The following is a 12,768-nucleotide window of genomic DNA, read 5'->3' on the forward strand; positions in this document are numbered from 1 at the left end:
TCCATGCGCGGACGACCGCCCTTCGGTTTTGGCGGTTCCTCCGGTAGCAAAGGTTGGATTTTCTCCCACAGTTCATCGGGAATCGAAAAGAGTTGCTTCGGTGCATTTGCCATGACGATCTCCTCCAAGTGCTTCTCTTGAAGGAATTCGACATGTTCCACCGTTTTCCTACTTGCTTATAATGGTTTTCGGATAGGCTCTTAATCGTTGAATCCGAGGGGTTTCCTGCGTAAATCGAGTATTCTCCGGTCGTATTGACTTGCAGGGGAGCCGAACCCTCGCCTCCGGACAGCTTTACATAATAGACAGTATTGTTTGCATGGGACAGAAGGCCGACTTGCAAGTCAGCATCGGTCGGGGTCCAGGACGCATTAATGGTAACAGTTGATCCTTTGCCGATCTTTTGCTTATCAAAAGTGTATGCCTTGCCCGGGCTCAAATTTCCGGTAGCCAGCGGCTCCACATCGCTAAGTTGTGCTGCGGATGCGGCATTGGATTCGGAAACAGCCGGATTGGGGGATTGCAGGCCGTTATGAGGAGTTGCAGCCAAAAATTGAGTTTCGGAACTTTCAAGTATTGAAATGGCGTCGCTGCTTCCCAAGCCATTGACAGTTGAATGGCTTCGAAGTGTCGGGACCGAGTCGGAATTTACGACAGTAACAGGTGCGTCCAGTTCAGACCCATCAGCAGCCGGAAGCTTGTTGAAAAGCTGATCATTGGACGAAACGGAAGCGTAGGCAATTGATGTACCGAACAATGCCATGGTCAAAGTCGTTCCGAGCGCCAACGCCCGAACCCATTTTTTCTTTTTTGACGCTTCCATGTCGAGAATCATGGTCATTCTCCTTTCCAGTTCACTTTTACTTCCGCCGAATGCGGGGTACAACCCGTCCTTCCGATCCACCGTCTGCCACAGCACACGCAGAATTAACTCACAATATCGCCTCTTTTCTTGCATATCCATTGGTTTCACCACCTTTTCGTCACAGGAAAACTCGCAGAACCGGTCTGCATCCCGGCGTGCCATGTATGTAAACGGATTAAACCAATGGATGGCATTAATGAGCAGCAGCAAGAGTTTGACCCAAGGGTCGCGCCGCTTGTAGTGCACCAATTCATGAAGAAAAACATAATGATAATCGTTTGCGTTAAATGGCATGTCCGGCAATACAATGCGAGGCCTCACCCATCCGTAGAGGAAAGGGGTCGTCATGTTCGGCGACAGGTACACGGCGATTTTGCGTTTGATGCCCAGTTGCCGTTTGCATATTTCCAACGCATTGAGCATTTCAGCCTGGCCGGCCGGCCGGCAGGTGCGCATGATGCGCAAATGCAGTTTGCAATACTGGACAATGACTGAACCTGTAAAGACAAGAGTTCCGCCATGCACAGCCAGGGCAGGATGTCATGCCACGGAAACAGGGCATCTTTGAACCATCTTCTCATTGCTTCACCGCAAAGTACGATGCCAATCGCACGCACGTACACATATCTTGCGATTTTGAACCTTTTTAGGACTACAATATGTAGGTCGATTTAAAACTACAACATGTAGAATGGAAATATCAAGCATAAAAATTTAATATTTCCAATTAGATTGTTTATGGCTGGCGGTATGGAACTTCGGTTTTTTTGTGACAGGCTTCACAATATTGCCCGGCAGACGGCGGTACAATTTTTTCAGAAACATGAATGGAAGGCGAGGGGAACGGATTGAAAAAGCAACTCGCGCTGCTCAAGGACGGGGACTGGTCCGTCAATCTCGAGGATGCCTGTTACGAGGAGCATCCCGAAGAAGTGCTGGCGGAAAGCATGGACGCCATTCGACGGACGAAAGCGGGTCATTACGTCAATCTGGTCACGCCCGGCGTGCTGGGTGATCCGAGAGAATGGCTCATTCCCCGGCTGTCCGCGATGGTGAAGGATGCGGATCTTGCGGTTCGGGAAATCCGATATATCGATGAGTGCGGGTGCGGCGGTCATGTCACGCGGGTGTATCGCTGAATCGGAGACAATAAAAAGGCTTCGCCTCCGAAGAAACGGACGGCGGAGCCTTTTCGCCTGCGCCTTGTTTTTTCAAATGATGATGCCGAGCTGTTCTTTCGCCTCCCGCGACATGAAGTCCGGCGACCATCTCGGCTCCCAGACGACGTCGACTTCAATTTCGCGATTCCCCGCATGGGCCATGAGCGCCCTCCTGACTCCGCCGGCGATCGTGTCGTGCATCGGACAGCCGGGTGTCGTGAGCGTCATCCGGATATAGAGCCTTTCGGGTTCCACGCGGATTTCGTAGACGAGGCCGAGATCGACGATGTTGATGCCCAGCTCGGGGTCATAAACCTGCCGCAAAATTTCCCGCACCTCTTCTTCGCGAAGTTCCATTCCGTCCAACCTCCTTTGTTGGTATCCTTAACGGGAGAAGACACGGCCGATCAACAGCATGTATGCGATGGAAAAAATGGAATGCGCCGCGCCGCCGGCAGCGACGATCGGATGGGAATCCGAAAGCAGTCCCGCGAGCGGCAGCAGACCGGAAACGGCCACGGCCGCCAGTCCGGCGCTTACTTTCTTGTCGCTCAAGAGATCGGACATGACCGGGGTGCCGGGTTTGCCCGCCTGGCTGCCGTATTTCCAGGTCCACCACAGAAACGGAACGATCTTCGTCAGGTAGCACAGAATCGTAAACGACACCCAGCCGGCCAGATACACCCAGACCGCCAGCGTGACGGATTTCGTCTGGTACAGCACCTGCGGTTTCCACAGCGCATAGGCCAGCATGGCGATGACCGCGGCGCCGAGCGTGTAGTTGCCATACACGGACCACTGAATGCCCGATCCCGGACTGCGTTTGAAGCGGTGCTTCTGAATCTGGACGATGTGCGCATTGTAGACGACGACGGCGGCCGCGACCAGCAGAAGCGCGGACAGCAAGGACCAGCTGCTCCCGTCCAGCAGGAAGGAAGCCGCTCCGGCGATCGTGCCGGCGTTCCACAGGACCGGCACGACCTTCTGCAGCCCCGTCGGATAATGATGCGACAGGTAAAACATTGGCAGCAGCTTGTAGCTGAACCCGGTGATGAGCAGCCCGAACCAGCCGACGGTGCCCAGCCAGATGTGGGCGCCGAACAGACGGTTGTGCATGTCGTCCCACAGACCGGTCGCGAAGTTGACGCCCATCGCCATCCCGGTCAGTCCCGTCAGCACGAGATAAACCACCGCCGCCGCGCTGATCGTGATCGCATCCCACCGGGAGGCGCGGAACAATGTGACCGCCATGTTCCACGCGAACAGCAGAATGCCGGCGAAGCCGGTTGTGGCGAAGGCCGCAATCCAGTAAATTTCCCCGCGAATGAAGCCGTACAGCAATCCGGCGAGGCCGATGGTGAACATCGCGTACTGGACATAGCCGAGCCGTTCGCTGTAAATGTTCGATTGCAGAATGACGCTGATCAACTGATAGACCGCGCCCATGGCCAGCATGGTCGCCCAGCCGAGCACGAACAGATGGGCGTGGAACCACCCGGCAGGTCCGCGCACGCCGTCTCCGAGCCAGCCGAAGAACGACAGCAAGGACGCAGCGTGGAAGAGCACGAAACCGGCCATCCCCGAGACGATGAACAGGAAGGGGAGACGGGACACGGCGGTTGCCTCCTTACGTTTTCCGGATTTTCACGATCGCCGATCCGTCCGGCTGCTCCTCGATCTCGTACGGATAGCCGAGACGGTTCAACTCCTCGAGGAGAAACACGGGCACCCGGTCATTGTGAATGACGACTTCATCGCCCGGGCGGCACCGGACGAGCGCGTTCAGCGTGCGGACCATCGGCTGCGGCGGTTCGAGCCCGCGGTTGTCCAGTTCGATGACGGCGGGACCGTCCTCCCGCGGCAGGCTACCCTCTCCCGAGAGGTTGTCCTCCCGCGAGAGGCCGTCCTCCCGCGAGAGGCCGTCCGAGACTTCCTGTCCCGCGTCTTCCGCCGCTTCGGCCGAAATTCCGGCGTCCAGCCAGTGCTTGTTCCTCTTGTGAACGAAGGTGGCGATCCAATGCTGCTTGTCGACCTGTTCCGCTTTGCCGGCATAGCCTTTCAATTTCATGACCCCGAACAGGGGAGTCGGCCGGAATGTGGCATGAACCTTTAAGATGTCGTCTTTGCCGAGCTTTTTGACGGTGTCCATGATCAGTTGGAACGGTTCCAGCTTCTTCTCCAGCATCGGTCTGACGTCAAGCTCGACGACTTTGGCGTCCTTGCGGTCCATCCCGATCCACCTCCCGCGCGTAAAATCATACGAATACCCGCTTCTTCGCTTCTTCGTACAACGCCGCCATCCTGCCGTACAGCGACATGGAAGAAGGCGTCCTCCAGGGACGCTTTGATCCGGATCGTTCTGTCATCGACGATTTCGACGTTTGCCATCTCGGTCAGCTTCTGGCCGGGGTACATCGCTTCGAACTGGAAGCGGAGCGGCACGGGATCATGGTTGTTGATCAGCAGCATCGCTTCGGACGGCGCCAGCTTGCCGAACGTTTCAAAGATGACCCTGTGCTTCAGATGCGGCGGATATTCCGTGGCGTTGACCGTCGCGGCAAATTGTCCCATTGTGCATTCCTCCCGAACAGAAGTTTGGTTTGCGCTTTGATTATAGGAGAAGGGGGAGATCAACTTTGTGAGACGTGTCACAAATCCATATTTTTGGCATATTTTCCGGCCGGACCGGGGATGGCAGCGGCGCATGGCAACACAAATCTTTTTATAAAATTCTTAGTTTGTTTAATAGACAAACAAAGTCGGGGAAGCTATAATAATAATCGAAGCGTTTACAACCGCACTTATTTGCATCGATTACCAATTCAAGGAGGCGTCAGTCGGCAATGGCTTATTTCGAGAACGTCGGCAAGATCCAGTTCGAGGGCAAAGGCTCGGACAACCCCTTCGCGTACAAACATTACAACCCGCAGGAGAAGGTGCTCGGCAAGACGATGGAGGAGCATCTCCGCTTCGCCGTCGCGTACTGGCACACGTTCACGGGCACCGGCGCGGATCCGTTCGGCGTCGGCACGGCGATCCGCAGCTGGGACAAGTTTGACGGCATGGACCGGGCGAAGGCGCGCGTCGAAGCGAACTTCGAATTCCTGGAGAAAACGGGCATCGACTACTACTGCTTCCATGACGTCGACATCGCGCCGGAAGGCGACACGCTGCAGGAGACGCACAAGAACCTCGACACCATTGTCGCCATGCTGAAGGAATTCCAGAAGTCGACGGGCAAGAAGCTGCTCTGGAACACGGCGAACATGTTCACGAATCCGCGCTACGTGTTCGGCGCGGCGACGACCTGCAATGCCGATGTCTACGCGCATGCAGCCGCGCAAGTGAAGAAGATGCTTGAAGTCGGCAAGGAGCTCGGGGCGGAGAACTACGTGTTCTGGGGCGGCCGCGAAGGCTACGAGACGCTGCTGAACACCGACATGGCGCTCGAGCTGGACAACCTGGCGCGCTTCTATCATATGGCTATCGAATATGCGAAGGAGATCGGCTTCAACGCGCAGTTCCTGATCGAGCCGAAACCGAAGGAGCCGACGAAGCATCAGTACGACTTCGATGCGGCGACGACAATCGCCTTCCTGCAGAAGTACGGCCTGAAAGATCACTTCAAACTGAACCTTGAGGCGAACCATGCGACGCTCGCCGGCCATACGTTCGAGCATGAACTCCGCGTCGCGGCGATCAACGACATGCTCGGTTCGATCGATGCGAACCAGGGCGACCTGCTGCTCGGCTGGGATACCGACGAATTCCCGACCGATCTGTACAGCGTGACGCTGACGATGTACGAAATCCTGAAAGCAGGCGGCTTCAAGACCGGCGGCATCAACTTCGACGCGAAAGTGCGCCGCGGTTCGTTCGAGCCGGAGGATCTGTTCCTCGCGCACATCGCGGGCGTCGACACGTTCGCATGGGGTCTGAAGGCGGCGGCCAAGATCATCGAAGAACGCGTTCTGGACAGTGTCATCGAAGAACGCTACGCTTCGTTCCGCGAAGGCATCGGCAAGGAGATCGTCGAAGGCAAGGCGACGCTGAAGAGCCTCGAAGCTTACGCGCTTCAGAACAAGCCGATCGTGAACCGCTCGGGCCGTCAGGAACGAATCAAGCTGGTACTCAACGAAATCATTTACAGCGTATAATGAGTTTGTCTGGCTATCGGACGCAGCCGGCCGCAAAGGGCCGGCTGTTCGTCCCTGTTCGGGCAGATAAGGAATTCACGGGAGCGAACGGGCTCCTTCGGGGAGGAAAGAGGACATGAGCTGTGTGATCGGGATCGATCTCGGGACGAGCGCGGTGAAAGCGCTTTTGGTTGATCGGGACGGCAAAGTGCGGGCGGAAGCGTCGCGAAACTATCCGCTGTTCCATGAGCATACCGGATGGAGCGAGCAGCGGCCGGAAGACTGGGTGGAAGGAACGATCGGCGCGCTTCGCGAATTAATCTCAACATCCGGCGTGCGTCCGGATGAAGTCGAAGGCATCAGCTTTTCCGGCCAGATGCACGGCCTGGTGCTGCTCGACGAAGCGAATCGGCCGGTCCGGAACGCGATTCTGTGGAATGATACGCGGACGACGGCCGAATGCCGCGAGATCGAGCGGGTGCTGGGACCCGATCTGCTCGGCATCGCGCGCAATCCGGCGCTTGAAGGGTTTACGCTGCCGAAAATTTTGTGGGTGAAGCGGCATGAGCCGGACGTGTTCGCGAAGGCGAAACGGTTCCTGCTGCCGAAAGATTATGTCCGCTATCGGCTTACGGGCGAAATTCATATGGATTATTCCGATGCGGCCGGCACGCTGCTGCTGGATGTGGCGGGCAAAAAGTGGAGCACCGAAATTCTTGCCGCATTCGATCTGCCCGCATCGTTCTGCCCGCCGCTTGTCGAATCGCACGATCATGTCGGCGGCGTGCTGCCGGAGGTCGCGGATCAGACCGGCCTTGCTGCCGGCACGAAAGTGTTCGCCGGCGGCGCGGACAACGCCTGCGGCGCCATCGGCGCCGGCATTCTGTCCGAAGGGCTGACGATGTGCAGCATCGGTACGTCAGGTGTCATCCTGACCTATGAACAGAACCGGGACACCGACTATGCGGGCAAGGTGCATTTCTTCAACCACGGCAAAGCCGACAGCTTCTACGCGATGGGCGTGACCCTGGCGGCCGGCTATTCGCTGAGCTGGTTCAAGCAGACGTTCGCGCCGAATGAATCGTTCGCCGATTTCCTCCGCGGTGTCGGCGATATCAAGCCGGGTTCCGGCGGCCTGCTGTTCACGCCCTACCTGGTCGGCGAGCGGACGCCGCATGCGGACGCCGTCATCCGGGCGAGCTTCATCGGCGCGGACGGTTCGCATACGCGGGATCATTTCGCCCGGGCCGTCATGGAAGGCATCACGTTCTCGTTGAACGAATCGATGGCCATTTTCCGCGAGGCGGGCAAGCCGGCGGGCCGCGTCATCTCGATCGGCGGCGGTGCGCAGAACCCGGTCTGGCTGCAGATGCAGGCGGACATCTTCGGTGCGACGGTCGTTGCGCTGGAGAACGAGCAAGGCCCCGGACTCGGCGCGGCGATGCTGGCGGCATACGGCTGCGGCTGGTTCGACAGCCTGGACGCGTGCGCGGCGAAATTCGTGAAGCATGCCGCGTCTTATGATCCGAATCCGGAAGCGGTCGAGACCTATCGCGGGTTGTTCGACATCTACCGGGAAATTTACACGCAGACGCGGGGACTGAATCAGGCGCTGGCCGCTTACCGGGGGTAATCGGCCGGCCCGAAAGAGGAGAGATGGGAAATGAGCGGTATTTCGGCCAGGGAAGGCGACTTTCACGGCGAACGTGCGGTATGGCTGCGCGCCGGAGCCTACGAGGCGGCGCTGCTGCCGGAAATCGGCGGCAATCTGATCGCGTTCCGCGACACGGAGCGGGGGCATCGCTATTTGCGCGAGCCCGGACCGGAGGAGATGAATGCATTCAAGGCGAACCCGTTGATTCACGGCATTCCGGTGCTGATTCCGCCGAACCGGTACGAAGACGGCAAGCTCAAATGGCGCGGCGTCGTCTATCAATTGCCGGTGAACGAGGAATCGACGGGCAACCATCTGCACGGCTACGCGAACACTTCGGCGTGGGAGCTTGTCCGCTTCGGCGCGGATGACGAAGAAGCTTTCGCTGAAGTGAAGCTGACGGTGGACAAGGGGCACAAGCTGTTCGAATATCTGCCGTTCAAGTTCTCGCTCCGGCTGCGCTACGGGCTCAGCGCCCATGGGCTTGCGCAGCAGTTGACGCTGGTGAACGAGGGCGATGCCGACATGCCGGTGCTGCTCGCCTTCCATACGACGGTCAATGCGCCGTTCGCGCCGGGCAGCACGGCGCGCGACTATAAGCTGAAGCTGACCATCGGCAGCCGGTGGGAACTCAGCGAACGGATGCTGCCGACCGGACGGCACCAGCCGCTCACGCCGGAGGAAGAAGCGATGAAGCATGACGGCGTTTATCCGTTCTTCGCGTCGATGGACAATCACTATACGGCGGCGCCGCAGAACGGCCGCAACCGGATGGAACTGACCGACACGCGGATCGGCACGACGCTGGTGTACGATGTCGGCACGTCCTGGAAACAGTGGATGATCTGGAACAATGGCGCCCGCGAAGGGTTCTTCTGTCCGGAGCCGCAGGTCAACCTCGTGAACGCGCCGAACACCGATCTTCCGGCTGAAGAGATCGGCCTGTTCAGCCTCGCGCCGGGCGAAATCTGGGAGGAGACGTCGCGGCTGTACGTCCTGGAGAAGGCCTGATGCCGAAGGCGCGGCTGCGTGTCCGGGCGATTCTGTTCGACATGGACAACACGCTGCTTGCGTCCCGGATCGACTATGCGGCGATGCGCGGAGAAGTCGGCGCCTGGCTCGTCCGCGAAGGGTACCTTGCGGAGGACGAGGCGGAAGGCGGCACGACGGCTTCGCTCATTCAAGCCGCGACGGAGCGCGGGCTCGCCGGCGGCGCGCTGGATCAGGTCTGGGCGATCTGCGCCCGGCATGAAGCGGAGGGCATGCGCGGCGCCGAGCTGGAGCCGGGCGCGCGGGAGACGCTGGAGCGGCTTCGCGGACGCGGCCTGCTGCTCGCGGTGCTGACGAACAACGCCGAGGCCGCCGCCGAGCAAGCGCTCGGCAAGACCGGCATCCGGCATTATTTCGACCTGGTGGCGGGCCGCGAATCGGTGCCGCGGCTGAAACCGTCTCCCGAAGGCGTCCGCGCCGTGCTTGCGCGGTTTCCCCATGTGCCGCCTTCGCAATGGCTTGCCGTGGGGGACTCGTGGATCGACGGCGCCGCGGCTGCCGGCGCGGGCGTCGCGTTCGCCGCATACCGCGCGAGTATCGATCTGCCGGAGCGCGGCGTCGTGCCCGACATTCGACTCGACCGGCTCGGCGAGTTGGCGGACTTGGTGGCCCCAGCTGAATAGTGGAGTTGCAACGTTGCGCGAGCCGCATCATTGAGGCTGCGCCGTGTGCTAATCAAAACGATCGATCAGGTATCGAACTCCCTGGTCGATCGTTTCGCTTGGTTACATTTATAAATCAACAGCCGCATCCAAGCAGGAGGCGGCTCATGTTTTTCCTTTTTTTCCGGCAAGGCGATCCCTGAGTATTTTTTTCATTCTGGATGATACCGTGGAAAATTTGCTTGATTTTGTTGCGTTATCGCTAAAAAAAACGAGCGACCGCTCTTCATCAAAATGACGGATTTTCCCGATGTTGCTCAGGTTCGTGCGATCCAGCCGGAGAAATCCCAATTCTTCCAGATGCATTTCCAGGACGGACAGTTTGGGAACGACGGGATAAAACACCTCGTCCTTGACGTGAAACACGACATAACCAGAGGGGTGCGTTTCAATATAGTCGACATCGCGCAAGTCGAGATCGATCACTTCAGAGAAATTGCCGGGGTCTCTGGTAACCGGGAAACGCATGGGAATTCAACTCCATAACCGGCGACCAAGGGCTGTCCGATGTGAGCTCCCATCGGCAGCCCTTGATGCGCGGCGGTTACTTTTTCAGCTCTTCCGGGATCTCGGGACGATAAAGTACAGGTGAAGCCGTCTTCACAAACAGCCCGGCAATGCCGTTCAATACGCCGGACAGCAGCTTGGCAGCAACTTGCTTCATGTCGGGTTCACCTCCTTGTTGCGGAATAACAGGGATATCCCTTGAACAGCCAGCACGATGGCTGCTGTTCCCGAAAGGAATAAGAAATTGCTTGATACGATTAGAGCAGAACCTATTTTCAACAGCGGATAGTACTTTTCGGGTATCGTATTGTAGCCTTTCATGTTGGCAGGAGCCAGCAAAGCGACCAAGACCAGTGCGGTAACGGTCAAAAACCAAGTCCATTTCTCGGACAGTGAAATATGCGGCGGGACGGCGATAATAATGAAGGTCATCGACATGCAGGGAATGGGCGACTCGAAATGATAACCGCCCGAAATCATTCGCAAAGCGACAAAAAAGATCATCGCCGTCAATGTCTCAAGCCATTTGCCCGTCACTGCGCCGAATGCAAGAGATGCAACAACCGGGATCGTGAAATTGATGACGATGATTAGTGCAAATTTCATTACGGGAACGCTTGCGGTTTGATTCGGATTGGCTTGTTTGATTTTCGTTGCCAAGCTTTCCGCCAGCGCTTCAACCATAATATTCCCTCTCGAAAACCAAATATTGAAGAACGATATATACAATCGTTCCCAGCACTAAACCAATAAATGGAGTATATCCCCAAAAGAAAGAGATATAATAAATAGACAGTGCGACATATCCTACTATGCTCATCACGAGCAGACGAATATTTCGTTTGTTCCATTGCATCTTGACGCGATCTGTATCAGGAACAAAAGTAAAGCCCCAATTTGTCCGGATCAATAACCAGGCCATCAAAAAGGTGATGCCGGCTGTAATCGTTTGAGCTATAAATGCAGTTGGCTCATTAGGTGCGATGGTAAATCCGATAATTTGATACACAACAAGAATGACGGCCTGAATCAATGAGTACAATAAATATCCGTTTACAACCATCAAACCTGCGTAAAAAATCGGAATCCGAAAGATTTGCCAAAAGTAGAAGAACAAAATGGGCATCTGTATCAGGGGCCCGTAAGCAACCAAATCCAACGTAATCAAAATCGTATGGGACAGCAACGAAAGCATGAAAGATGACAACAACAGCCTTCCCCAATACCCCGGGAGCTGAAACTTGAATATGGCAAACGTAAGAACCATCAAGGCCAGCCATTCGAGCGACGAGAAGAAGAGAAAGAGCAAAACATCCTGGACGTCCATCTTGACGCTCCTTGCAACTCAATACGTCATGTATGAATGGATTAACATATTTCGCCAGAGCGCGCGACAAATCCTTCTTTTTTCCAACATTTAATAACGATTTTTTTTGCCGTCGCTCCGGACCGACCTTTTACATTCCGATGACGAATCGCGTCATCGGATTTAATTTTGTTTGGCTATGCTGGGCCGTGGGAAATCCCGGAAAGAAAAAGGGGGAACCACGGTGTTGACCATGATGGACCAAAAACTTGACGCGGACGCGGGGCATGCGATCGATCTGAGAGCATTCATCCGATGTGCCGTCGTCGCCGATCCGCAGATGACATGCGAACAGGTCATGCGCCTGTTCGAGCGGCATGCCGATTCGGAATGCATCGTTGTGTGCGAGGATGAGCGCGTGCCTTGCGGGCTGGTCATGCGGGACAAGCTGATCCGGAGGCTTGGCAGCCGGTTCGGCGCCAGCCTGTACAGCGACAAGCCGATTTCGCGGTTGATGGACGACCGCCCGATCGTCGCCGATGCGGCGATGCCGCTGCAGGAACTGCTGGACCTGGCGCTCGGCCGCGCGGAATCCTCCTTGTATGACTGTGTCATTGTCGTTGACGGAGCGAGGCTGGCCGGCATCCTGACCGTCGCCGATCTGCTCGGCCTGTCGAAGCTGCATCAGCAGCAGGCCGCTGTTGCGAAGCAGCGGATCATCCGCCGGATGGAACGGCTGATGGCGGACATCGACGGCGCTGTAACCAAAGTGCAACAGGCGGGCATGCACGGCGAAGCGCTGTCGCAATCGATGTCGGAACTTACCCGGACGGGCAGAGAAGCGCTGGTCGACGCCGACCGGGCGTTCGACGCATTGGCCGAACGGATGGCCGTTCAGCGGGAACGGATCGCCGAGCTTCAGCAGAGGGCGGAAGCGATCGACAGCGTGACCGCGCTGATCAAGCGGCTGGCAGACCAGTGCAATCTGCTCGCCGTGAACGCGTCGATCGAAGCGGCCCGGGCGGGCGGGCACGGCCGCGGATTCGGCGTCGTGGCGGACGAGATCCGGATGCTCGCCGCAGAGACGAAGCGGTCGGCCGGCGAAATCGCGGAGATGATCGGCGCCATCCGCGCTTCCGTGCAGGAGACGGCGGAGCAATTCATGGCGGGCATCCGCGTATCCGAGAGCAGCCGATCGGCGATCGGACGGGCGGGCGAAGCATTCGAGCGGATCTTCGCCGCGGCGGCGGACAATCACGGCACGGCCCGGGAGATCAACGCGAAGGCGCAGGCTGCCTGCGAGATGGCCGGACGAGTGGCGGCGGAAATCCGAGAGCTGGCAGACGGGTTCCGCAGTTCCGATGAGATTGGTCGGCCTGGCGAAACGAATTCCGCTGTGGCAGCGTTTAAATAAAAAAATCTACCACA

Annotated in this window: 14 protein-coding genes and 2 pseudogenes; 6 read left to right on the top strand and 10 right to left on the bottom strand. The window is 57.4% G+C overall.

The genetic code is table 11. The features are described 5' to 3' along the window. Window positions 1–113: pseudogene (locus tag C6W55_RS01340) on the bottom strand (IS5/IS1182 family transposase); the annotation flags it as partial. A 776-nt stretch (window positions 114–889) separates the two neighbouring features. Beyond that, window positions 890–1,321 (bottom strand): annotated as a pseudogene (locus C6W55_RS01345) (M56 family metallopeptidase); the annotation flags it as partial. A 392-nt stretch (window positions 1,322–1,713) separates the two neighbouring features. On the opposite strand from C6W55_RS01345, the gene C6W55_RS01350 reads away from it, so the two are divergent. Further along, on the top strand, window positions 1,714–2,004 hold the full coding sequence (locus tag C6W55_RS01350) for a CGCGG family putative rSAM-modified RiPP protein (protein ID WP_286891030.1): 291 nt from the start codon (window positions 1,714–1,716) through the stop codon (window positions 2,002–2,004). Window positions 2,005–2,076: 72 nt separating this feature from the next. On the opposite strand, the gene C6W55_RS01355 is transcribed toward C6W55_RS01350, so the two are convergent. From C6W55_RS01355 to C6W55_RS01370, 4 genes are read right to left on the bottom strand one after another with little or no spacing between them, the layout of a single operon-like run. Next, entirely contained in the window at window positions 2,077–2,382 is a 306-nt protein-coding gene (locus C6W55_RS01355; RefSeq protein ID WP_286891032.1) for a metal-sulfur cluster assembly factor, read from the bottom strand. A gap of 27 nt (window positions 2,383–2,409) precedes the next feature. Next, window positions 2,410–3,639, bottom strand: coding sequence for a heme-copper oxidase family protein (locus C6W55_RS01360; protein WP_286891034.1), 1,230 nt, complete (start codon window positions 3,637–3,639; stop codon window positions 2,410–2,412). A gap of 13 nt (window positions 3,640–3,652) precedes the next feature. After that, a complete protein-coding gene (locus C6W55_RS01365; RefSeq protein WP_286891036.1) occupies window positions 3,653–4,255 on the bottom strand; it encodes a DUF2249 domain-containing protein in 603 nt (200 codons plus the stop codon). After that, window positions 4,177–4,596, bottom strand: a complete 420-nt coding sequence (locus C6W55_RS01370; RefSeq protein WP_286891038.1) for a DUF2249 domain-containing protein — start codon at window positions 4,594–4,596, stop codon at window positions 4,177–4,179. Before C6W55_RS01370 ends, C6W55_RS01365 begins: the two co-directional genes overlap by 79 nt. A 272-nt stretch (window positions 4,597–4,868) precedes the next feature. Between C6W55_RS01370 and xylA the strand changes: the two genes are divergently transcribed. The 4 genes from xylA to C6W55_RS01390 all read left to right on the top strand — a co-directional run bounded on the left by xylA (window position 4,869) and on the right by C6W55_RS01390 (window position 9,488). Continuing rightward, the gene (xylA, locus tag C6W55_RS01375) at window positions 4,869–6,182 is read left to right on the top strand and encodes a xylose isomerase (RefSeq protein WP_015254235.1); all 1,314 of its coding nucleotides are present in this window, start codon (window positions 4,869–4,871) and stop codon (window positions 6,180–6,182) included. 115 nt (window positions 6,183–6,297) lie between these two features. After that, window positions 6,298–7,794: a xylulokinase gene (gene xylB / locus C6W55_RS01380; protein WP_213484112.1), complete on the top strand. Its 1,497-nt coding sequence runs from the start codon at window positions 6,298–6,300 to the stop codon at window positions 7,792–7,794. Between the two features lie 30 nt (window positions 7,795–7,824). Beyond that, complete coding sequence (locus C6W55_RS01385) at window positions 7,825–8,826, top strand: aldose 1-epimerase (RefSeq protein WP_286891042.1); 1,002 nt, start codon at window positions 7,825–7,827, stop codon at window positions 8,824–8,826. After that, window positions 8,826–9,488 (top strand): HAD family hydrolase, encoded by a 663-nt coding sequence (locus tag C6W55_RS01390; protein WP_286891043.1) that lies wholly within the window; start codon window positions 8,826–8,828, stop codon window positions 9,486–9,488. Before C6W55_RS01385 ends, C6W55_RS01390 begins: the two co-directional genes overlap by 1 nt. Before the next feature lie 144 nt (window positions 9,489–9,632). Here the strand turns inward: C6W55_RS01390 and C6W55_RS01395 are convergent, their stop codons facing one another. The 4 genes from C6W55_RS01395 to C6W55_RS01410 all read right to left on the bottom strand — a co-directional run bounded on the left by C6W55_RS01395 (window position 9,633) and on the right by C6W55_RS01410 (window position 11,361). After that, window positions 9,633–9,995: a LytTR family transcriptional regulator DNA-binding domain-containing protein gene (locus C6W55_RS01395; RefSeq protein WP_286891045.1), complete on the bottom strand. Its 363-nt coding sequence runs from the start codon at window positions 9,993–9,995 to the stop codon at window positions 9,633–9,635. A gap of 76 nt (window positions 9,996–10,071) precedes the next feature. Then, the gene (locus C6W55_RS01400; RefSeq protein ID WP_286891047.1) at window positions 10,072–10,191 is read right to left on the bottom strand and encodes a cyclic lactone autoinducer peptide; all 120 of its coding nucleotides are present in this window, start codon (window positions 10,189–10,191) and stop codon (window positions 10,072–10,074) included. Beyond that, the gene (locus tag C6W55_RS01405; RefSeq protein ID WP_286891049.1) at window positions 10,188–10,718 is read right to left on the bottom strand and encodes an accessory gene regulator ArgB-like protein; all 531 of its coding nucleotides are present in this window, start codon (window positions 10,716–10,718) and stop codon (window positions 10,188–10,190) included. Before C6W55_RS01405 ends, C6W55_RS01400 begins: the two co-directional genes overlap by 4 nt. Then, window positions 10,711–11,361, bottom strand: coding sequence for a hypothetical protein (locus tag C6W55_RS01410; protein ID WP_286891050.1), 651 nt, complete (start codon window positions 11,359–11,361; stop codon window positions 10,711–10,713). Before C6W55_RS01410 ends, C6W55_RS01405 begins: the two co-directional genes overlap by 8 nt. A gap of 232 nt (window positions 11,362–11,593) precedes the next feature. Here C6W55_RS01410 and C6W55_RS01415 point away from each other — a divergent pair, with 232 nt between their 5' ends. Further along, window positions 11,594–12,754, top strand: coding sequence for a methyl-accepting chemotaxis protein (locus C6W55_RS01415; RefSeq protein ID WP_286891119.1), 1,161 nt, complete (start codon window positions 11,594–11,596; stop codon window positions 12,752–12,754). Window positions 12,755–12,768: the final 14 nt, after the last annotated feature.

Source organism: Thermobacillus sp., from assembly GCF_003390775.1.
GTDB classification, from domain to species: domain Bacteria; phylum Bacillota; class Bacilli; order Paenibacillales; family Paenibacillaceae; genus Thermobacillus; species Thermobacillus xylanilyticus.

Bases quoted from the DNA above. Each gene is read 5' to 3' on its own strand.
- C6W55_RS01355 (WP_286891032.1), bottom strand. From the start codon at position 2,382: ATGGAACTTCGCGAAGAAGAGGTGCGGGAAATTTTGCGGCAGGTTTAT.
- C6W55_RS01365 (WP_286891036.1), bottom strand. From the start codon at position 4,255: ATGGACCGCAAGGACGCCAAAGTCGTCGAGCTTGACGTCAGACCGATG.
- C6W55_RS01370 (WP_286891038.1), bottom strand. From the start codon at position 4,596: ATGGGACAATTTGCCGCGACGGTCAACGCCACGGAATATCCGCCGCAT.
- xylA (WP_015254235.1), top strand. From the start codon at position 4,869: ATGGCTTATTTCGAGAACGTCGGCAAGATCCAGTTCGAGGGCAAAGGC.
- xylB (WP_213484112.1), top strand. From the start codon at position 6,298: ATGAGCTGTGTGATCGGGATCGATCTCGGGACGAGCGCGGTGAAAGCG.
- C6W55_RS01385 (WP_286891042.1), top strand. From the start codon at position 7,825: ATGAGCGGTATTTCGGCCAGGGAAGGCGACTTTCACGGCGAACGTGCG.
- C6W55_RS01390 (WP_286891043.1), top strand. From the start codon at position 8,826: ATGCCGAAGGCGCGGCTGCGTGTCCGGGCGATTCTGTTCGACATGGAC.
- C6W55_RS01395 (WP_286891045.1), bottom strand. From the start codon at position 9,995: ATGCGTTTCCCGGTTACCAGAGACCCCGGCAATTTCTCTGAAGTGATC.
- C6W55_RS01400 (WP_286891047.1), bottom strand. From the start codon at position 10,191: ATGAAGCAAGTTGCTGCCAAGCTGCTGTCCGGCGTATTGAACGGCATT.
- C6W55_RS01405 (WP_286891049.1), bottom strand. From the start codon at position 10,718: ATGGTTGAAGCGCTGGCGGAAAGCTTGGCAACGAAAATCAAACAAGCC.
- C6W55_RS01410 (WP_286891050.1), bottom strand. From the start codon at position 11,361: ATGGACGTCCAGGATGTTTTGCTCTTTCTCTTCTTCTCGTCGCTCGAA.
- C6W55_RS01415 (WP_286891119.1), top strand. From the start codon at position 11,594: ATGATGGACCAAAAACTTGACGCGGACGCGGGGCATGCGATCGATCTG.